General features: G+C 69.0%; 15 protein-coding genes and 1 pseudogene. 10 read left to right on the forward strand and 6 right to left on the reverse strand.

Annotated elements, in window-relative coordinates; translation table 11 throughout:
- The first annotated feature begins 177 nt into the window (after positions 1-177).
- A complete protein-coding gene (locus ACZ4WS_RS16085; protein WP_467980825.1) occupies positions 178-1,443 on the forward strand; it encodes an alpha-L-fucosidase in 1,266 nt (421 codons plus the stop codon).
- On the opposite strand, the gene ACZ4WS_RS16090 is transcribed toward ACZ4WS_RS16085, so the two are convergent.
- From ACZ4WS_RS16090 to ACZ4WS_RS16110, 5 genes are read right to left on the reverse strand one after another with little or no spacing between them, the layout of a single operon-like run.
- On the reverse strand, positions 1,419-2,348 hold the full coding sequence (locus ACZ4WS_RS16090; RefSeq protein WP_467980827.1) for a PfkB family carbohydrate kinase: 930 nt from the start codon (positions 2,346-2,348) through the stop codon (positions 1,419-1,421). The genes ACZ4WS_RS16085 and ACZ4WS_RS16090 overlap by 25 nt on opposite strands.
- 4 nt (positions 2,349-2,352) lie before the next feature.
- Positions 2,353-3,375 carry an ADP-ribosylglycohydrolase family protein gene (locus tag ACZ4WS_RS16095; protein WP_467980828.1) on the reverse strand — a complete coding sequence of 341 codons (1,023 nt, stop codon included), beginning with the start codon at positions 3,373-3,375 and terminating at the stop codon, positions 2,353-2,355.
- Positions 3,376-3,396: 21 nt separating this feature from the next.
- The gene (locus tag ACZ4WS_RS16100) at positions 3,397-4,104 is read right to left on the reverse strand and encodes a GntR family transcriptional regulator (RefSeq protein WP_467980829.1); all 708 of its coding nucleotides are present in this window, start codon (positions 4,102-4,104) and stop codon (positions 3,397-3,399) included.
- Entirely contained in the window at positions 4,101-4,742 is a 642-nt protein-coding gene (locus ACZ4WS_RS16105) for a cysteine hydrolase family protein (RefSeq protein ID WP_467980831.1), read from the reverse strand. The genes ACZ4WS_RS16100 and ACZ4WS_RS16105 overlap by 4 nt, the downstream gene beginning before the upstream one ends.
- Entirely contained in the window at positions 4,739-6,241 is a 1,503-nt protein-coding gene (locus tag ACZ4WS_RS16110; protein WP_467980832.1) for a purine-cytosine permease family protein, read from the reverse strand. Before ACZ4WS_RS16110 ends, ACZ4WS_RS16105 begins: the two co-directional genes overlap by 4 nt.
- Before the next feature lie 192 nt (positions 6,242-6,433).
- Between ACZ4WS_RS16110 and ACZ4WS_RS16115 the strand changes: the two genes are divergently transcribed.
- The 8 genes and pseudogenes from ACZ4WS_RS16115 to ACZ4WS_RS16150 all read left to right on the forward strand — a co-directional run.
- The gene (locus ACZ4WS_RS16115; RefSeq protein WP_467980834.1) at positions 6,434-7,453 is read left to right on the forward strand and encodes a permease; all 1,020 of its coding nucleotides are present in this window, start codon (positions 6,434-6,436) and stop codon (positions 7,451-7,453) included.
- A complete protein-coding gene (locus ACZ4WS_RS16120; RefSeq protein ID WP_467980835.1) occupies positions 7,450-8,322 on the forward strand; it encodes a TIGR03943 family putative permease subunit in 873 nt (290 codons plus the stop codon). The genes ACZ4WS_RS16115 and ACZ4WS_RS16120 overlap by 4 nt, the downstream gene beginning before the upstream one ends.
- Positions 8,323-8,714: 392 nt before the next feature.
- Positions 8,715-10,982, forward strand: coding sequence for a transglycosylase domain-containing protein (locus ACZ4WS_RS16125; protein ID WP_467980837.1), 2,268 nt, complete (start codon positions 8,715-8,717; stop codon positions 10,980-10,982).
- Positions 10,983-11,042: 60 nt separating this feature from the next.
- Positions 11,043-12,356 carry a polysaccharide deacetylase family protein gene (locus tag ACZ4WS_RS16130; protein WP_467980839.1) on the forward strand — a complete coding sequence of 438 codons (1,314 nt, stop codon included), beginning with the start codon at positions 11,043-11,045 and terminating at the stop codon, positions 12,354-12,356.
- A gap of 140 nt (positions 12,357-12,496) precedes the next feature.
- A complete protein-coding gene (locus ACZ4WS_RS16135; RefSeq protein ID WP_467980841.1) occupies positions 12,497-13,636 on the forward strand; it encodes an amidase domain-containing protein in 1,140 nt (379 codons plus the stop codon).
- Positions 13,637-13,787: 151 nt separating this feature from the next.
- On the forward strand, positions 13,788-14,402 hold the full coding sequence (locus ACZ4WS_RS16140) for an ATP-binding cassette domain-containing protein (RefSeq protein WP_467980842.1): 615 nt from the start codon (positions 13,788-13,790) through the stop codon (positions 14,400-14,402).
- Positions 14,403-14,426: 24 nt separating this feature from the next.
- A complete protein-coding gene (locus tag ACZ4WS_RS16145; RefSeq protein WP_467980844.1) occupies positions 14,427-14,792 on the forward strand; it encodes a hypothetical protein in 366 nt (121 codons plus the stop codon).
- 1 nt (position 14,793) lies between these two features.
- A pseudogene (locus tag ACZ4WS_RS16150) lies at positions 14,794-15,422 on the forward strand (cation:dicarboxylate symporter family transporter); the annotation flags it as partial.
- Between the two features lie 209 nt (positions 15,423-15,631).
- Here the strand turns inward: ACZ4WS_RS16150 and ACZ4WS_RS16155 are convergent.
- Complete coding sequence (locus tag ACZ4WS_RS16155) at positions 15,632-17,077, reverse strand: glyceraldehyde-3-phosphate dehydrogenase (RefSeq protein ID WP_467980846.1); 1,446 nt, start codon at positions 17,075-17,077, stop codon at positions 15,632-15,634.
- An 820-nt stretch (positions 17,078-17,897) separates the two neighbouring features.
- Here ACZ4WS_RS16155 and ACZ4WS_RS16160 point away from each other — a divergent pair.
- The gene (locus tag ACZ4WS_RS16160) at positions 17,898-20,450 is read left to right on the forward strand and encodes a Pls/PosA family non-ribosomal peptide synthetase (RefSeq protein WP_467980848.1); all 2,553 of its coding nucleotides are present in this window, start codon (positions 17,898-17,900) and stop codon (positions 20,448-20,450) included.
- The last annotated feature ends 15 nt before the right edge of the window (positions 20,451-20,465 follow it).

Raw genomic sequence — 20,465 nt, forward strand, 5'->3', positions numbered from 1 at the left:
GAGTTGCTTTGCAAGAGGAACCAGCAAGTTCCTGAAAGGGCTTGCAGCGCGGAAGCTACAGGGACATGACAGCCACGTAAAGAGATCTCACAGCGCCCGCGGGGCAGGGTGAAAACGGACCAGTAGTGGTGATCGGCGCCCACTCGCGCATCGCGCACCGGCGCCTAGCGTGAGCGCATGCCGATGCAACCCTGGTTTTCCGATGCCAAGCTGGGCATCTTCATCCACTACGGCATCTACGCCGTCGACGGATGGGCCGAGTCCTGGTCGTTCTACACGGGCGAGGTCACGCACGAGGAATACATGAAAGAGCTCGACGGCTTCACCGCGTCGCGATACGACCCGGAGGCCTGGGCCGAGCTCTTCGCCCGTGTCGGCGCCAAGTACGCGGTGCTGACCACCAAGCACCACGACGGCGTCGCCCTGTGGGACACCTCCCACGGCGACCTGAACGTCGTCCGGCACACGCCCGCCGGGCGCGATCTGGTCACCGGATTCGTCGACGCGCTGCGTGCGCGGGACCTCAAGGTCGGCCTCTACTACTCGCACTCCGACTGGAACCACCCCGACTACCCGAGCATCCGGCACGTCAAGCCGGGCGACGAAACGCCGAGCCCGTTCTCGCACGCCGAGCCCGGCAAGGAGGACCCGGCGGCCTGGGAGCGCTACCTCGCCTACCGCGACGGCCAGGTCGGCGAACTCGTCGACCGCTTCCGCCCCGATCTGCTCTGGTTCGACGGCGAGTGGGAGCGCACCGAGGAGCAGTGGCGGATGCGGGAGCTCTCCGAGCTGATCCTCGCGGGCGACCCGGATGCCGTCCTCAACGCCCGCATGCTCAGTTACGGCGACTACGCCACGCCCGAACAGGGCGTCCCCCTCCAGGCCCCGGACGGCCCGTGGGAGCTGTGCCTGACGATCAACGACTCGTGGAGCTTCCGGCCCAAGGACCGCGACTACAAGTCGGTGCGCCAGCTGGTGCGTTACTTCACCGAGACGATCGCCATGGGCGGCAATCTGCTGCTCGACGTCGGCCCCCGGGAGGACGGGACGATCCCCGACGAGCAGGTGGAGCGCCTGGAGGGTCTGGGCGCGTGGATCGCGCAGCACGCCGACGCCGTGTACGGCACGGCCGCCGGGCTGCCCGCCGGGCACCACTACGGCCCCAGCACCCTCTCCGCCGACCGGCGCACGCTGTACCTGATGTGCTTCGACGCGCCCCGCGAGTGCGTGTCGGTCCGCGGACTGCGCAACGCGGTACGCCGGGTGACCGTCCTCGGCACGGGCACCGAACTGGGCCACCACGTCACCGGCGGCCTGGACGTCGTACCCGGCGTGACCTGGATCGACGCCCCCGCCGCGGCCGACCTCGACGAGTACGCCACCGTCCTCGCCGTCGAGCTCGACGGGGAGCTGGACCTCTACCGGGGCGCCGGCCGCGACTGACGGAGGAACGCGTCCAGCGCGTCCGCGCCCGGCCCGGTGGCAGGACCGGCCGCGGTGACGGCCATCGCTGCCGCCGCGTTGGCGCGGCGCGCCGCGGCAGCCGGGGCCAGTCCCCGGGCGAGGGCGACCATGAAGACGCCCGTGTGCGCGTCGCCCGCGCCATTGAGGTCGACGGCCCGGACGGTGAATCCGGGGATCACATCGAGCGTGCCGCCGTGGTGCAGGAGGCAGCCGTCGGGGCCCGTACGGACCAGGGCCGAGCCGCGCTTCAGCCGGGACCGCACGGCGTGGGCGGCGGCGGACGGGTCGTCGATTCCGGTGAGCAGCGCGGCCTCGCGGGCGTTGCAGCTCCACCAGTCGGCACGGTCCAAGAGCAACTCCAGGGCGGCCGAGGGGATTTCGCCCACCAGCGGGCCCGGGTCCACGATCACGGTGACGGCCGGGTCCAGCCGGGGCAGCCATCCGGTCAGTGCGGCGCGATTGGCCTCGTACAGCAGGCTGTAGCCGGAGACGTAGATCAAGTCTTGTGGCCCCGGCCGCAGTGGAGCCAGATCCTCCGGGGTCAGTGTGGCCTCGGCGCCCGGACTCGTGACGAAGGTGCGTTCGCCCTCGGCGTCCACCAGGCACACCACGAACCCGGTGTCGCGTCCGATGCGCGGGGCGAGCAGTACGTCGATGCCCTCGTCGTGCAGTGCGGCGCGCGCCCGGTCGCCGAAGGGGCCACTGCCGTGGGCTCCCGCGTACGTCACCGGCATGCCCTGACGGGCCGCCGCGGCCATGACGTTGAAGCCGCCGCCCGGGGCGCTCCGGGTGTGCGCGGCCAGCACGTCACCGCCCCGCTCGGGCAGCGCGGGCACGGCCAGGACCAGGTCCATCACCACGTTGCCCAGGTGCAGAATCCTCATGCGATCACTGCCGCCCGCGCAGCGCGAGCAGCGCCGTGGCCGTCGCGTCGAGGTCGAGCTTGTTGACCCGGACCAGGGTGGCCCGCGCATCGGCCGGGAAAGCCTCCACTCCGTGACAGGCACCCCCGATCGCGCCCGCGATGGCGGCGATGGTGTCACAGTCACCGCCGACGGAGGCGGCGAGCAACACGGCCTGCCACGGGTCCTCCTGACAGGCAGTCAGTACGGCGAAGGCGGCCGGTACGGACTCCTGGGTCGCCAGGCTGGTGCCCACCAGCGCGTACACCCGCTCGCACACCTCGGCCGTGGACAGCCCTCGCACGAGGCCGGTGGCCCAGACGATCCGCTCGGCCACGTCGGCGGCGGCCACCCAATGGCCGCGTCCGGCTCCGAGGCGGGCCGCGCCGACCGCCGCCTCCACCGCCTCGGGGACCGACGCGCCGTCGAGTCCCGCGCTGACCGCGGCGGCGACGGCCGCCGCGCCCGCGAGCGCGACCCCCGTGTTGTGGGTCAGCCTGCTGGCCTCGACCACCCGGTCCACCAGGGCGACCGGGTCCGCCGAGGGCACGGCGATGCCCACGGGGGCGATGCGCATCGCCGCGCCATTGGTCGTGCCGTACCGGCCGACCTGGTCCACCGGGGTCCCCGCCAGGACCAGTTCCACCGCACGTTTGGTGGACGGCCCGAGCAGGTCGAGCGAGCCGCGGGCCCGCATGTCGTCCTCCCAGGCCACCAGGCGCCGGGCCAGCTCCGCCGCGTCGACGGTGCCCTCGCCGTCGAGCAGCAACCGGGCGAGCAGCAGGGCCTGTTCGGTGTCGTCGGTGATCGCTCCGGCGGGCATTCCGGCGGCCAGCGGGTGGTCCGGGGCGGCGGCCCGGAAGCCGGTCAGGAGCGGTCCGTAGCGGGCGGTGATCTGCGGGCGGGACAGCATCTGCGTGGGCATGCCGAGGGCGTCGCCGAGCGCGAGTCCGTAGAGGGAACCGGTGGCGCGGCTGTGGAGGGTGGCAGTGTGGCGGGTGAGGCTCATGGGCGCTTTCGGGTGGTGGGGTCAGCCGAACTCGAGGGACAGCTGGAAGTGGTCGGGGTCCAGCAGGCTCACGACATGTTCGACGAAGGAGCCGTCGGCCGCGCGGCTCGTCCGCCGCGTGTCGAGGAACCAGTCGCCCGGTGCGCGGCGCAGCACCTCCGCCTCCCGCGCGTCGATCCGCCGTCCGGCCAGGCGCTGCTCACCATGGTCGGGGCGCAGTCCGGCCCGCCGCATCACCTCGGTGAGCGAGAGGTCGTCGAGGCCGCGCCGCGGCAGCTCCCTGACACCCGGAAGGGGCGGTAGACAGCTGCGTTCGTACGAGATCACGGAGCCGTCCGCGATGAGTTCCCGAGTCCGGTCCACCCGTACGAACGTGGGTGATTCCAGGGTGAGTTGACGGGCCAGGTCGGCGTCGTGGACCTCCTGGACGGCGAGCGTCCGCACACGCGTGTCGATGCCCTGGACGGCCAGGGCGTGTGCCCAGCCCAGCCGGTCGTCCAGCGGACGGCCGTCGTAGAGGACGTACGAACCCTTGCCGGTGCGGGTGGCGATCAGGCCCGCCTCGTTCAGCTCGGCGAGCGCGGCCCGCACGGTGGTGCGGCTGACGCCGAAGCGCTGTGCGAGGGCGTGCTCGCCCGGCAACTGCTCCCCCGCCGACCGGTGTCCGCTGCGGATCTCCTTGGCGAGCACCTCGGTGATCTGCTGGTGCTTGAGCCGGACACCGTTCATGACCGGCCCCCGGTGAGCACCTCGTCCACGGTGACGACGCGGATCAACGGCCGGTACAGGTCCATCACTTGGAGGGCCTTGGCATGCGAGTCGTCGTCCACTCCGGCGCAGGCATCGGCCACCACCAGCACCTCGGCTCCGGCGTCGGCGGCGGCGAGGGCCGTCGACAGCACGCAGCAGTCCGTGCTGACTCCGGCCAGCACCAGCCGGCCGTCCGCGCCGACGCGCTCGGCCAGCGCGGGGGTCCACTTGCCGAAGGTGGTGGCGTCCACCAAGTGCCGTGCCTGCCGGGCGAATTCGTCCGTCAGCTCCCACAGGCGGGCCTGCGGCGGCTGGAGCGCGAAGGGCCACTGGTCGTAGTACATGCGCCAGGCGCCGCTGGGCTTTTCGGGCGCGAGGAAGCGGGTGAAGGTGACGCGGTCACCGAAGGCCGGCAGCAATCGGCGTACACCGTCGGCGGCTTCGTCGAAGCGGGGGGTCGCCCAGGGGCTGTCGGGCTCGGCGAACACGCGCTGCATGTCGATGACGGTGAGCAGGCCGCGAGGCGCCTCGGCGTTCCGGCGGTCGTTGAGCGGGTACTCCGTGCTGTCGGTGAGCGGGTGCTCCGTACGCTCGGTGAGCGAGTGCTCCGTACTCATGCGCTGAGCACCTCCGCGCTCGCCGCCGGACTCGGGTCCTGGCGCTCCTGGGCGGCCACCCGGCCCCGGTCGAGCGCCAGCGTGCCGAGGAAGCCGAGGGCGAGCGCGACCAGGACGCCCAGGTTGGCGTAGGCCCAGGCGCCCGTCTTGCCGCCGAGTCCGAACGGGTCGAGCAGATAGCCCTGCCACTCCAGCCAGCTCGCGGCCGAGTTGGTGACCAGGCCCCAGCCGAGCCCGGTGGCGACGAGGGTGAGCAGCAGCGGCTGGAGCGGAACGTCGCCGTACCTGCCGCTCGTACGGAACAGATCCCGTTCGTCGTAGTCGCGGCGGCGCATCAAGAGGTCCGCCAGCATCACCCCGCACCAGGCGGCGACGGGAACGCCCAGCGTGGTGAGGAAGCCGATGAACTGGCCGAGGAAGTTGTCGGTGAAGAAGACGATGTAGACAGAGCCCGCGATCATCAGGACACCGTCGACGAGCGCCGCCAGATAGCGCGGCACCCGCAGACCGGCGGACAGCAGCGCCAGACCGGACGAGTAGATGTCCAGGACCGCGCCGCCGACCAGACCCAGCACGGCGACCACGGCGAAGGGGACCAGGAACCAGGTGGGCAGGATCGTGGTCAGCGCGCCGATCGGGTCTATGGCGATGGCCTGGCTGAGGTCGCCGGAGGAGCCCGCGAGGAGCAGCCCGAACACCAGCAGGAGCAGCGGTGCCACCGAGGCGCCGAAGGCAGTCCAGCCGATCACGCCCCGGCCGGAGGAAACGCGCGGCAGGTAGCGCGAGTAGTCGGCGGCGGCGTTGACCCAGCCGAGTCCGAAGCCGGTCATCATGAAGACGAGCGCGCCGATGAACTCCTGTGCGGAGCCCGCCGGTACGGCGCTGACGGTGTGCCAGTGGATGTGGTCGGCCACCAGCGCGATGTAAACGACCGTGAGCACGCCGGTGACGACGGTGATGACGGTCTGCAGGCGCATGATCAGATCGAAGCCCATCACCCCGCCGATCACGGTCAGCGCGCCGACCAGGATCAGGGCGACCACCTTGGTCTCGGTGCCGCCGCCCCAGCCGAGCCGCCCGAAGACGGTCGCGGTGGCCATGGTGGCGAGCGCCGTGAGCACGGTCTCCCAGCCGACGGTCAGCATCCAGGAGATCACCGAGGGCAGCCGGTTTCCCCGTACGCCGTACGCGGCCCTGCTGAGCACCATGGTCGGCGCCGAGCCGCGCTTGCCCGCCACCGCGATGAAGCCGCAGAGGAGGAAGGAGAACACGATGCCGATCACTCCGGCGGCGAGCGCCTGCCAGAAGGAGATGCCGAAGCCGAGCGCGAAGGCCCCGTAACTCAGCCCGAGAATCGAGACGTTGGCCCCGAACCAGGGCCAGAACAGGGTCCGTGGGGTGCCCTTGCGCTCGGCGTCGCCGATCACGTCGAGCCCGTGCGTCTCCACCTGGAGCTGCCGGCCCGCGGATGCGGATCTGTTGTCGAGGGAATCCGTCATCGTCGACCCACCTGTCTAGACGTGTTCAGTGGAGGCTAGGTCGGGCGCATCGGGGCGTCAAGGGAGGCGAGCGAACGGGAAGCCGGCCCGCCGAGGTTGGGACTCGCGGTGAGAAGCTGTGCCCGAACCGGCGTACTGAAGGTCGAGGGGCACCAAGCCACCGAGCCCTTCCCTACCGGAGGTACCTCACCCGTGACCATCACCAAGGCATCCCCGCCCCCGGTTGAGCACCGCGCCGCGGACGATCGGCAGGGGTGGCGGGGTTGGCAGTTCAACTCCCCCCTCGTCCTGACCATGCTGCTGCTCCTGGTGGTCGCGCTGCAGGGGCCGGTCCGGCGGGCGCTGTCCACGCCGGTGATGCAGAGCTGGATGACCGTGTTCGTCGCGGTGGTGGTTCAGGCCCTGCCCTTCCTCGTTCTCGGCGTGCTGCTGTCGGCGGTGATCGCGGTGTTCGTGCCGCCGTCGTTCTTCGCCCGCGCGCTGCCGAGCCGGCCCGCTCTGGCGGTGCCGGTCGCCGGGATGGCCGGGGCGGTGCTGCCGGGCTGCGAGTGCGCCTCCGTGCCGGTGGCCGGGGCGCTGGTGCGCCGGGGGGTCACTCCCGCGGCGGCGCTGGCGTTTCTGCTCTCCGCCCCGGCGATCAACCCGATCGTGCTGACCGCCACCGCCGTGGCGTTCCCCCGCAACCCGGAGATGGTCCTCGCCCGCTTCGTGGCGAGTCTGCTCGTGGCGTGCGCGATGGGCTGGCTGTGGCAACGCCTCGGTCGCGCCGACTGGATGCGCTCACCGGCCCGCCCGTCGCACGACGGCCTCGGCAAGGGGGCGGCGTTCTGGGGATCCGTACGGCATGACGTGATGCACGCGGGCGGCTTCCTGGTCGTCGGCGCGATGGCCGCGGCGACGCTCAAGGCCGTGGTGCCGGCGAGCTGGCTGCACGCCGCGGCGAGCAATCCCGTGGTGTCGATCCTCGCGCTGGCGATTCTCGCGGTGCTGTTGTCGATCTGCTCCGAGGCCGACGCGTTCGTGGTCGCGTCCCTGTCCCAGTTCTCCCTGACCGCCCGGCTGGCCTTCCTCGTCGTCGGGCCGATGATCGACCTGAAGCTGTTCGCCATGCAGGTCGGCACGTTCGGGCGCGGGTTCGCCCTGCGGTTCGCTCCCGCCACCTTCGCCCTGGCGATTCTCATGTCGGTCCTCGTCGGGGCGGTGCTGCTGTGAACCGGCTGGCGCAAGCGGCGGTGCTGTTCCTGGTCGGCGCGGCGGTGCTGCACGCCGGCGCCACCGACCTCTACCTGCGGTACGTCAAGGCCGGGTTGCGCCCGCTGCTGCTCGGCGCGGGCGTCGTCCTGATCGTCACCGCGGTCGCCACCGTCTGGTACGAACTGCGGCGGCCGCGCGCGGGCGGGGGGAAACAGGCCGAGGAAGCCCCGGGCCGCGAAGACCGGGTCCAGGAGGACCGGACCGCGGACGACCGGACTACAGACGGCCGGACCGCGGAACGCGGGACCGAGGACGACCACGACGATGGGCACGACAACACTCACGACGACAGTCACGACGACGGACACGGTCACGCCCACCGCGAACCGCGCGTCTCCTGGCTCCTCGTCCTGCCCCTGCTCGCCCTCATCCTGGTCGCCCCACCCGCGCTGGGCTCCTACAGCGCCATGCGCACCGGTACGGCCCTGCAGAAGCCCTTCGGCTACCCCGCCCTCCCTGCCGGCGATCCGCTCCCGCTGAGCCTGGTCGACTACGCCGGCCGCGCGGCCTACGACCACGGTCGCTCGCTCGACGGCCGACAGGTCAAGATCACCGGCTTCGTCGCCCTCGACCGCAGCGGTACGCCCTACCTCGTTCGTATGGCCCTCAACTGCTGTGCGGCCGACGCCCAACCCGTGAAGATCGGTCTGACCGGACGGATTCCCCCGGTGCTGCAACCCGACAGCTGGCTCGAGGTCACCGGGACGTACACCAGCAAGCGGGCCAAGGACCCCGTCAATGACGGCGTCATCCCCTTCATCGACGTCGGTCTGGCCAAGCCGGTCCCGACGCCACGCGACCCGTACGACGAGAGCTGGAACAACTGAGGGCGCGATCGCTGGTGCCGGGCCCCCCGGTAAAGGGGCACACCCAAGCCCGACGCGACGGTCCTCTCGTCCTCATCGCATCAGTTCGTTCGGTCCGCAACGCCATGCCCAGGCACCCTCAGTCCACAAACAATGCACATCAGACAGAACTGGAGCACAACTATCCAATTTCTGTCCGGGATCCGATCGAAGAGATCACAGTAACCACTGATAATTTGTGTGAGCCGCGATGTACCCAAGGGTCGGGGAGGGGGGCTCGCAGCCGCATTCGCGGCAGCTGCGTCTACCCGCGCGAGCAAGACTGAGTGCGGAGGGAGACGCAGGCATGTCCAGGCCATGGCAGCGAATAGGTGAGGTGCGCCCCGGAGGGGGTCCGCGCCCGGAAACCGTCCATGGCTAGGCCGGAGGGAGGCGGCGGCTCGGGCCGCCGCCGTGCCGCCCCGAAGCAAGCGGGGTTCCGCCGCGGCACGAGCGGTACCGGCGGGGAGGGGACGGCCGGCTCAGATCCCCAGGCCGACAGTGAAACCGAGGTCCAGGACGAAGCGGGCGCACCCGTACCGACACGGGTCGACCCGGAGTCCACCCTCATGCTCCGTGTCCTCGGCGCGGCCACGGCGCCTCGCCGCGGCCCCCGGCGCAAACCCGCGCCGGCGACCGCCACCCGTCGCGTCGTGGCGACCGTCGCCGCGCGCCTCGCCCCGGTCCTCAAAGGCGTCGCGCCCGTCGCCCGCCGGCTCCGTCCGCGCTACCCGCGGCCGGGCCGCAGCGGCTGGCGGCGCTGGATTCCGTCCTGGCGTCAGTGGCTGGGGGCCTGTCTGACGCTGTTCGGCCTGACCGGTTGCCTGCTGGGCATCGTCTACGCCACCACGGACATCCCGGACAACCTCAACACGTACGCCACCCAGCAGGACAACGTCTACTTCTGGGCGGACGGGACGCCCATGGCCCGCACCGGCTGGGTGCAGCGGCAGGAGATGCCCCTCAAGGACATCCCCGAGGACGTGCGCTGGGCGGTGCTGGCCGCGGAGAACGAGAGCTTCTACACCGACCCCGGCATCTCCGTCAGCGGCATCACCCGCGCGCTGTGGCGCACCGTGGGCGAGGGGGACACGCAGGGCGGCTCCACCATCACCCAGCAGTACGTCAAGAACGTCTATCTGACCCAGAACCAGTCGGTGAGCCGCAAGCTCACCGAAGCCATGATCGCCATCAAGCTCGACCAGCACATGAGCAAGGACCAGATCCTGGAGGGCTACCTCAACACCAGCTGGTTCGGCCGGGGCACCTACGGCATCCAGCGGGCCGCGCAGGCGTACTACGGCAAGGAGGTCAGCGAACTCAACGTCAGCGAGGCCGCTTTCCTCGCCTCGCTGCTCAAGGGAGCCGGCCTCTACGACCCGTCCCTGAGCGCGCACAACCACCAGCGGGCGGTGGAGCGGTGGTCGTGGATCCTCGACCGCATGGTGAAGATCGGCAAGCTGTCGGCGAAGGAGCGGGCGAAGTACACGGACTTCCCCGAGCCCCTCAAGCAGGCCAAGGTCTACGACACCGGTCACCAGAGCGACTATCTGGTCGAGTTGGCGACCCAGTACGCCAAGAAGTCCGCGCACATCTCGGACAAGCAGTTCGACCTGGGCGGCTACCAGATCTACACCACCTTCGACCGGAAGCGGGAGGAGTCCCTCACCCAGGCCGTCACCCGCGCCCGCAAGGAGGCCAAGGAGCGCGACGCCGCGAAGGCGAAGACCGCGCACTACGGCGCCGCCTCGATCGCCGACGACGGCCGGATCCTCGCCGTCTACGGCGGTCCCGACCACCGCAAGCAGGGCTACAACGAGTCCAACGCGACGACCGTGCCCGCCGGTTCGGCGTTCCTGCCGTTCGTCTACGCCGCCGGCCTGGAATACGGCATCCACAAGGACCGGACCACGACCACGACCCCGGTCGGCCCGGACTCCCTCTACAACGGTGACAACGACGTCCCCGTCACCACGCCCGAGGGGCCCTATTGGGACCGGAGTGGCAAGAAGGTCGCCGCCCACAACGACGGCGGCACATCGTGGGGGCAGATCTCCCTGCACACGGCACTCGCCTCGTCCGTCAACGCGCCGTTCATGCAGCTCGGTATGGACACCGGCCTGGACAAGGTACGCCTCACCGCGCAGGCGGCCGGCATGCTGTCGTCCAGCATGGGCCCGCAGGTACCCGCCCTGACGCTGGGCAGTTCGACGCCCAGCGCGATCAGGATGGCCAGTTCCTACGCCACGTTCGCCGCCGACGGGACACACACGGAGCCGTACTCGGTACGCCGCATCACCCGCAACGGAAGCGGCGTCGCCCTGAAGAAGCCGCAGTCGGACCGCGCGGTCCGCACCGAGGTCGCCCGCCAGGTCACCGAGGCGCTCACGGAGTCCTTCCGCACCCAGCACCCCACCGCGGCGCCGGCCTCGGCGCAGGTGGCGGGGAAGAGCGGCACGACCGAGAAGGACACGGCCGCCTGGTACGTCGGCACGCACCAGGCGGTGTCGACGGCGATCGTCGTCTACCGCATGGACCTGTCCAAGAGCCTCGAACCGCTGCCCTTGAAGGGCCTGGCCGGTTCACCCGCCACCACCGTTCCCTACGACATCTGGTCGAGCGCCATGAGCCCGCTCAGCTGACGCGAGCGGCGACGGCAACAGAGCCCGGTCCGCTCTCCCTCCTCGCAGAATGCGCCACCGATGAACTCCAACTCCCACCGCCGTCGTCGCAGCCGCAGCCACAGCCGCGTGCAAGTCCTGGGCCGCCGCCTCGCCGCCCGGCCCAGGATCCTGATCGCCGCGATCGCTGTCGTCATCGTGTGCATCGCCGTACCCCTGCTGGCGCTGGGGTACGGGGACGATGCGGCATCCACCGGATCAGCGGCCGGCAAGTCCTCCGGCAGCAAGGACAGTTCGGCCAAGGGGAACAAGGAGCCCCAGTGGGACGGCAAGACGAAGGTGATCGGGGACGGCTCCACCTCGTACACCGGGCCGCAGACCGGCGAGCTCAAGGCCGAGCCGCTCAAGCCCGGACAGAAGCCGCCGCAGTTCGTCGTCTTCTCCTGGGACGGCGCCCTGGAGGGTGACGACCATCTCTTCTCGCACTACCGGGAGTTGGCCAAGGAGTACAACGCCCATATGACGTTCTTCCTCACGGGCATCTACCTGCTCCCGAAGGACAAGAAGACGCTCTACCAGCCTCCGATGCACGACGCGGGAGCGGCGGCGATCAGCTACCCCACGGACGAGCACATCCGCACCACACTGGAACAGCTCGCCAAGGCCTGGGAGGAGGGGAACGAGATCGGTTCCCACTTCAACGGCCACTTCTGCGGCGACAAGGGCGGCGGCGACTGGAGCGTCGCGCAGTGGAAGAGCGAGATCAAGCAGTTCTACTCCTTCCTGGAGAAGTGGAAGACCAACACCGGGTACACCGATCTGGCGTCGCTCCCCTTCGACGCGAAGCGGGAGATCATCGGCGGCCGGGCGCCGTGCCTGGAGGGCCAGAAGAACCTGCTCAAGGCCATCAAGAGCTTCGACTGGCGCTACGACGCCAGCTCGGCGGGCGACTTCCAGATATGGCCCACCAAGAAGAACGGCATCTGGGACTTCCCGCTCCAGATGCTGCCCTACGAGGGTGGCAAGTACCAGGGCCTGTCCATGGACTTCAACTTCCTCTACAACCAGTCCGACGGCGAGACCGAGGGCGACCCGGCCAAATACCCGCAATGGCAGACGGAGACGGTCCAGTCCTATCTCGCGGGCTTCAACCGGGTGTACTACGGCAGCCGGGCACCGCTGTTCATCGGCAACCACTTCGAGGACTGGAACGGCGGCATCTATATGAAGGCCATCGACGACGTCATCAAGAACGTGTGCACGAAGAAGGAGGTCCGCTGCGTGTCCTTCCGTGAACTGGCCAACTGGATGGACGCACAGACACCCGAGACCCTGGAACGCCTGCGCAGCCTCGACCCGGCACAGTCACCGGACTGGTCGACCGTCGTCAAGTAGCCCTGGACCGGGGTCCCGTACCGATGCTGTTCGCCAGGGCACACGCACATGCCACGCCTTCATGAAATCTTCATCTGTACGGAGATCATGCGAAGATTCCCTCCCCCGGGATCCCCAACCCGGGGTCAAGGAGAATCCCTGTGAGATCAACGACGTTGAGCCGTAGATGCTCAACCCTGGCGGCGGTCGCCCTGTCGACCGTGCTGCTGCCCATATCCGCCGCACACGCGGCCGGTGACTCGGCGGCCGACACCCCGAAGGTGGACCGGGCGACGATCGACACCTTCGGACGCATCGCCGACGCCGTCCTCAGCGACCGTACGAACGCGCTGCTCGACGGCGCGCAAGTCGCCCGCACGAAGGCCCACTTCGCCGGAGGCGTGCGGCTCTCCTCCGCGCTGTCGCGGACGGAGAACTCCACCGTCTCCGCCCTGCACAGCAGGCGATCACGTCTCGCGGCGCTGGGCGAGGCCTACAGCGCCGCCGACACCCGGGTCGCCGTGACCAGGACCCGCGTCAAGGACCGGCGGGCCACGGTCGAGGTCACCGAGACGACGACCCTGACGTACAAGAAGATCCGTGGTGACGAACCCGCCACGACGGGCTTCACGGCGCACCATGAACTCACCTTCACCACCGGCTCGGACGGCACGTGGCAGCTGTCCGGCATGCGGTCCACGGACCAGGGCCCCCGGGAGATCAACCAGCCCGCCACGACGACGAAGACCACCATGGCCGCCGTCGACGCCCCCCGGGCAGCCACCACTTGGCCGGCACCGGCCAAGCCCAAGAAGCTCGGCACCGGCTCGGCCTACAACTACCCGGCGATGGCGGCCTACGCGGAGAAGTACTGGAAGAACTACAACTCCGCCTACCGGCGCTACAACTCGGCCGGCGGGGACTGCACCAACTACCTGAGCCAGTCCCTGAAGGCGGGCGGCTGGAAGCCCGTCACCAGCTCGGCCGAGGACTACGGCACCTGGTGGTACGGCACGTCCGGCCAGTCCGACTCATGGGTGGGCGTGAACGAGTGGTCATGGTTCACCCAGACCGCCAAGCGGACCACCAGCCTGGCGAACGTGTACCAGATGGACATCGGTGACGTCATGCAGATGGACTTCGACAAGGACGGGTCCAAGGACCACTCCATGCTCACCACATATCGGAGCGCGAGCGGCGTCCCGTACCTGACCTACCACGACACCGACACCTACCGCAGGTCGGTCTCGAGCATCATCGCGTCCTACCCGAACTCGGCGTACTACGCGTACCGCACCTGAGCACCCCCACGCCGTGCCCGACCGACGACCGGCCGGGCATCGTGCGGTGCGGCGCACGTACAGCGAGCCGGCGTGCGCCGCACCGCCGGCCACCGGCGCCGTCTACGCCGGAGTCGAGCCTTCCTGACGTTCCGTCGGTGCGGCGGTCAGCGTGAGCCGCGCGCCCTCGGTACCGCCCAGCCGGATCCGCTGGATCGTCCGTTCGCCGCGGATGGCGAGTCAGGGGTTCTCGTCGGTGCCGGGGTGGAGGACAAACTCCGGGAAGTCGCTGCTGTGGAGGTGCAGGCGCAACCGGTGCCCGGCACACGAACTCCTGCGCCTCCACGAACCCGACCGCGACCAGCGCCGCGACCGCGCCGCCGAACTCCTGGACCGCGTGGGCCTGGACACCCGGACGGCGCGCTCGGCGCCGAGCGCGCTGTCGGGCGGTCAGCGCCAGCGGGTGGCCATCGCCCGCGCCCTGGTGCCGCGTCCCCGGATCCTCGTCCTCGGCGAGGCCGTCTCCGCGCCCGACGTCTCCCTCCAGGCGCAGGTGCTCAACCTCCTCACCGACCTGCGCGCGGAGCTCGGCATCAGCTACCACTTCGTCACCCACGACCTGGCCGTCGCCCAGCAGGTGGCCGACGAGCTGATCGTGATGCACCGGGGCCGGGTCGTCGAACGCGGCGCCACGGACCAGGTGTTGAGCGCGCCGGAGGACCCGTACACCCGTGAGCTGGTCGCGGCCGTACCTCGCGAGGGCCGGCAGCCGACCCGCCGCCGGTGACGGCCGTCAGAGCGTGGCGCGCAGATGGCTGACCGTCACGAACTGGTAGCCGCGGGCGGTCAGCGTGCGCAGGACCTCCGGGACGGCGGGGACCGAGGTGGGGTGGCCTTCGAGGTCAAGGTGATGATCGGGGCTCAGGGGCGGCCAGAACTCCTGCCCCTGGCGCGCGCCCCCTACGACGCGTTCCGGCACTTCACGCGACGCTTCCTCGAAGCGCAGGGCTTCGCGCCGGACGATCCGCCGGCGCAGGTGCTGATGGCCCTCGGCGACGGCATGGTCTATGAGCGCGTCGTCTTCGGAGAGGACCACCAGACGGACATGGCGCGCCAGATCGAGGGGTTCAGGCGGCTGGTCCGATCGATCACCGGCGACCGGGCCGACTCCGCCTGACTGGAAGTTCGTCCGCTACACCCGCGAGGAGATGCTGCTGGCCCTCGGTACCGCGTCCAGCGAGACCGTCATGCCGCGCATGATGCAGAAGCTGCGCCAGGCGGGCTGCCGCGACGACGACGTGGGGCTGGTCCTGCCCACCGGGTACTCCTTCAACCTCGACGGCGCCTCCATCTACCTCTCCATCGGCACCCTGTTCATCGCCCAGGCCGTCGGCGTGGACCTCACCCTCGGCCAGCAGATCACCGTCGTGCTGGTGCTCATGCCGACCAGCAAGGGCATGGCGGGCGTGCCCGGTTCGGCCTTCCTCGCCCTGTCGGCGACCGCATCCGCGCTCGGGGTCATTCCCGTCGGAGCCGTCGCTCTTCTCCTCGGCGTCGACCGCATCATGGACTCGATGCGCGTCGCCACCAACCTCCTCGGCAACTGCGTCGCTGTCTTCGTCGTCTCCCGCTGGGAAGGCGCGTTGGACACGGACCGGGTCAAAAGGTGCTGGACGGCGAGATCGCGTTCGTACCGGAGGAGGACGGGCCGCAGCCCGAAACCAAGGACGTGGCCGATCTCCTCCTCCCGCAGCAGCCCGGCCACACGGAGCGGTCCGCCGGCCAGTCCCCCACCGACGTGAGCTGACCCCAGGGCGCGCCACGCCGCCGGCCGCGGCGAGCCCGCCCCATCCGCCCACCCGCCGTCACGTCGGCGAAGCGGCCCGGGTACTTCCAGGAGCCCTGGACAGGCGCCTGACCTGGTATTTCCCCAGACTCAGACGCCTTCGGCGACTCGCTCATCCGGAGGCCTGGAGTACCCCGTACCGCCCGGCTCGCCTCGCCTTCTTGACCAGATCAGGCCACCGGAACCGGGTAGGTCGGATACTCCACCCCGGATACGTGCTGGACCACCCGGATGACCTGGCAGGAATAGCCGAACTCGTTGTCGTACCACAGGTAGAGAATCGCGTCGTCGCCCTCGACCTTGGTGGCGCCGGCGTCGACGATCGAGGCGTGGCGCGAGCCGATGAAGTCGCTCGAGACCGCGTCGGGGGCGGTGGTGAAGTCGATCTGGCGCTTGAGCGGCGAGGTCAGCGACACGTTGCGGAGGTATTCGAGGACCTCCTCGCGGTTGGTCTCGCGCGCGAGCCGCAGGCTGAGAATCGCGATCGAGACGTCCGGCACCGGGACGCGGATCGAACTGCCGGTGATCCTGGCGTTGAGGTCGGGCAGCGCCTTGGCGACGGCGGAGGCGGCACCGGTCTCGGTGATGACCATGTTCAGCGGCGCCGAGCGGCCGCGGCGGTCGGACGCGTGGTAATTGTCCAGCAGGTTCTGGTCGTTGGTGAACGAGTGGACGGTCTCCACGTGGCCGCGCAGGACGCCGTACTCGTCCGCCATCGCCTTCAGCGGCGGGACGATCGCGTTGGTGGTGCAGGACGCGCAGGACAGGATCTGCTCGTCCGGCTTGATCATGTCGTGGTTGACGCCGTGGACGACGTTGGGGACGTCGCCCTTGCCCGGCGCGGTCAGGACGACCTTGGCGATACCGGGCTGAAGGTGCTGCGACAGGCCCTCGCGGTCGCGCCACCTGCCGGTGTTGTCGATGAGGATGGCGTCCTTGATGCCATACGCCGTGTAGTCCACCGACGTCGGATCGTCGGAGTAGATCACCTTGATCTCGTTGCCGTTGGCGATGATCTTGCTGTTCGCCTCGTCGACGGTGATCGTGCCGTGGAACTGGCCGTGGATGGAGTCGCGGCGCAGCAGCGAGGCGCGCTTGACGATGTCCTGGCCGGCGCCCTTGCGGACGACGATGGCGCGCAGCCGCAGGCCGTTGCCGGAGCCGGCCTTCTCGATGAGCAGGCGGGCGAGGAGACGGCCGATGCGGCCGAACCCGTAGAGGACGACGTCGCGCGACTCACGGCGTTCGATCTTGTTGGCACCCGTGGCCCCGGCCACGGCCTCGGCGGTGAACTCCTCGACCGAGAGACCGCGGTCATCGGTCCTGTACGTCGCGGCGAGCATGCCGATGTCGATCTGGGAAGGGCCGAGGTCGAGCGCGGTGAGAGCCTCCAGGAACGGCAGCGTCTCGGTGACCGAGAGTTCCTCACCGGCGATCTGCCGGGCAAATCGGTGGGTCTTGAGAATGCTGACCACCGACCTGTTCACCAAGGAGCGGCTGTGCAGCAGGACCGTGATGTCCCGCTCCCGGTGCAGCTTCCCGATGATCGGGATCATCGACTCCGCGATCTCCTCGCGGTTCTTCCAGTTGGTGAACGGGTCGTCATTGACAGTCACAGATCTATCTTTCGAGCTAGGCGGCGCTCATATGCTAACCCGGTGCCATGTCGATCATTCAAGCGGTGCCAGCTGAGGGGATTTCGCGCTCGCATTCATGGGGGAAGCACGCACACTCCGGCCCCGAACTACGGTGTCCCACCACACGTGCGCCTGACCTGCGCGTTCCTACGGTGTGCCGAGACGCACCCGTCCCCACCGGACACCGTCACAGAACGTGACCACGATCGCGGCTGCGAGCACGGCGGTCCGGTCCGCCGGAAGCTTCCAGATACCCCCCGGACCGCTCCTCTGCCGCCACGGCCCCAGGCGCCACTTCCTCGCCCCCGCCGGCACCTACTTCCCATCGAGGCATGTCCAAGGTCGCGAGGTCTTCACCTCCGGACGGGCGTACCTCACTTGGTCGAATCAAAGGCACCAAGGCTGATGGCTGTTGCGCGCCTCCAGCGCAGCTCCCTCCCGGAGCAGGCACACGCCACTCGTATGCAGTAGGGCGTGACCCGTGCGCAGCTCATCTCCGTCCATTTGGGCGGGGTCGTAGGGAAGTTGAATCGGGCAGCGAGCACTCCGGGCTCCCACGCCAGGCGTCCGGCAGCGAGGACTCCCTGGCGCCGTCGAGCGCCGCTGCCACGCCAACGCGAGTTCGAGTTCGAGTGGCAGCCCGACAGTGGGCAATGGAGACTGAGCAACGGTTTTGGAAGCGGCCAAGAGACCTCGACCTCATGACTTACGGATTACTCGCTCCGGACATCGAAAAGCGCGAGTACAGGGCGCCAACCGCAGTGGTCGAAGGCGCTCTAAAGTTCCTCAAGGAGCTCGCATGGAGGAGAAGTCCGTCGAAGTGCTGACACCCGGGCCGGATGAATCTGCGATCGACGAGCGCAGCGTCACCGACCCGAAGACCGGCATCGAGAAAGACCTCGCTGAGGTGCTGGCCGACGTCATATCCGTCGAGCGGGTGTCGGTCGACAGCCATTTCTTCGATGACCTCGGCGCCAACTCGTTGGTGATGGCTCAATTCTGTGCACGGGTCAGGAAGCGGGCGGACCTCCCATCGGCGTCGATGAGGGACATCTACCGGCACCCGACGATCCGCAGCCTGGCGACCGGGCTCGCGGACGCCGCGGACGCCCCTGTCGAATCGTCGGTCCCTGCGTCGACCGAAGTGGTGACACCGGCCGGCACGCCGCAGTACGTCCTCTGCGGAGCGCTGCAGTTCCTGCTTTTCCTGGGATATTCCTTCCTCGCCGGATTTGCTGCCGACCGAGGCTATGCCTGGATCTCCGCCGGCTCGGACGTGATCCACATCTACCTGCGATCGATCGTCTTCGGCGGCGCCGGATTCGTCGCTCTGTGCACCTTCCCGATCGTGGCCAAATGGCTCCTCATCGGCCGGTGTACATCGCGTGAGTTCCCGGTCTGGAGTCTGACGTATCTGCGCTTCTGGACCGTCAAGGTGCTGATCCACGCCAACCCGATGATCTTCTTCGTGGGCAATCCCCTGTACGTGCTGTACCTGCGAGCCCTGGGCGCACGGATCGGCAAGGGGGTCACGATCCTCTCCCGCACCATTCCCGTCTGCCCCGACCTGCTGACGGTCGGCGCCGGCACGGTGATCCGCAAAGACTCGTTCTTCCTCTGCTACCGGGCGCACGCCGGCCGTATCCAGACCGGCCGGGTCACCCTTGGCCGGGACGTGTTCATCGGTGAGAAGACCGTGCTCGACATCGACACATCGATGGGCGACGGGGCGCAACTCGGCCACACGTCCACGCTGTACAGCGGCCAGGCGGTCCCGGACGGCCAGCACTGGCACGGATCCCCGGCCCAGCTCACGGACCATGACTACCTTCGGATCGGGCCGGCAAAGTGCGGCACGCTGCGCCGAGCCGGCTTCGGCCTCGTCACCGTGCTTCAGCTGTTCTTCCTGTACGTGCCACTGACCGTCGGGGGCGCGTACATGCTGGTGCACTTGGTTCCGGCGCTGCACAACCGACTGGGCCCGGGCTCGGTGGGGTTCAGCTCGCCGACTCTCTACGTCGACGCGCTGATCCTGTCCTTCGTGCTGTTCTTCGGTTTCGTCGTCGTGGGCATGGCCGTACTGTTCACCGTTCCGCGCCTGCTGAACCTGGTCGTCAAGCCGGACAAGGTCTATCCGCTGTACGGCTTTCATTACTCGACGCAGCGGGCGATCGCGCGCATCACCAACATCAAGTTCTTCAAATGGCTGTTCGGTGACAGCTCCTACATCGTCCCCTATTTGCGGGGCCTCGGATACAACTTGTCCCGGGTCGAGCAGACCGGGTCGAACTTCGGCACGGAAGTGCAGCACGAGACCCCGTATCTGGTTTCTGTCGGCAGCGGAACGATGGTCGCCGACGGGCTCTCCATCGTCAACGCCGACTTCTCCAGTACGTCCTTCCGGGTTTCCCAGGCCTCGATCGGGCCACGCAACTTCATCGGGAACAACATCGCCTATCCCTCGGGTGCCAGGACCGGCGAGAACTGCCTCCTCGCGACGAAGGTGATGATTCCGCTCGACGGCGAGGTACGCGAGGGAGTGGGTCTGCTCGGCTCGCCGTGCTTCGAGATTCCCCGGTCCGTCGAGCGCGACTCCCGGTTCGACCATCTCCGGAACGGCGACGAGTTTCGCCGCAGCCTCGCCGCAAAGAACCGCTACAACATCCGCTCGATGGTCCTCCTCCTGCTCGTGCGGTGGCTTTACTTCTTCGTACTCACGGTGGTCGGCCTCGCGGACGTCGATCTGTACGATTCCTACGGGCATGTACTGATCGCCGTGTTCCTGGTTTTCAGCCTCGCTTTCACCCCCGTCTACTTCGTACTGGTGGAGCGCGGTGTCGTGGCATTCCGCGCGCTGAAACCGCAGTTGTGCTCCATCTACGACCCGTACTTCTGGTGGCACGAGCGCCTCTGGAAGGTCCCCGAGACGTACCTCAACGTCTTCAACGGCACCCCTTTCAAGAACGTGATCTGGCGAATGCTGGGTGTTCGGCTCGGCAGCAGGGTCTTCGACGACGGCTGCCATCTGACGGAGCGGATGCTCACCACTATCGGGAGCGACTGCACGCTCAATGCGGGAAGCAAGATCCAGTGCCACTCGCAGGAGGACGGCACCTTCAAGTCCGACCGCAGCACGATCGGCGTCGGCTGCACCCTCGGTGTCGGCGCGCACGTCCACTACGGCGTGACGATGGGCGACGGCGCGGTGCTCGCCCCCGACTCCTTTCTCATGAAGGGCGAGGAGGTCCCGGAGCACACCCGATGGGGCGGAAACCCCGCCGCGGAAATGCGAGATGCCCCCCGGTCGGGCCACCGAGCCGAGAAATCGACGACGACTACGGCGCCGCCCTGATGGGCACCCCACAGC

The organism is Streptomyces sp. NPDC029292 (assembly GCF_055569295.1).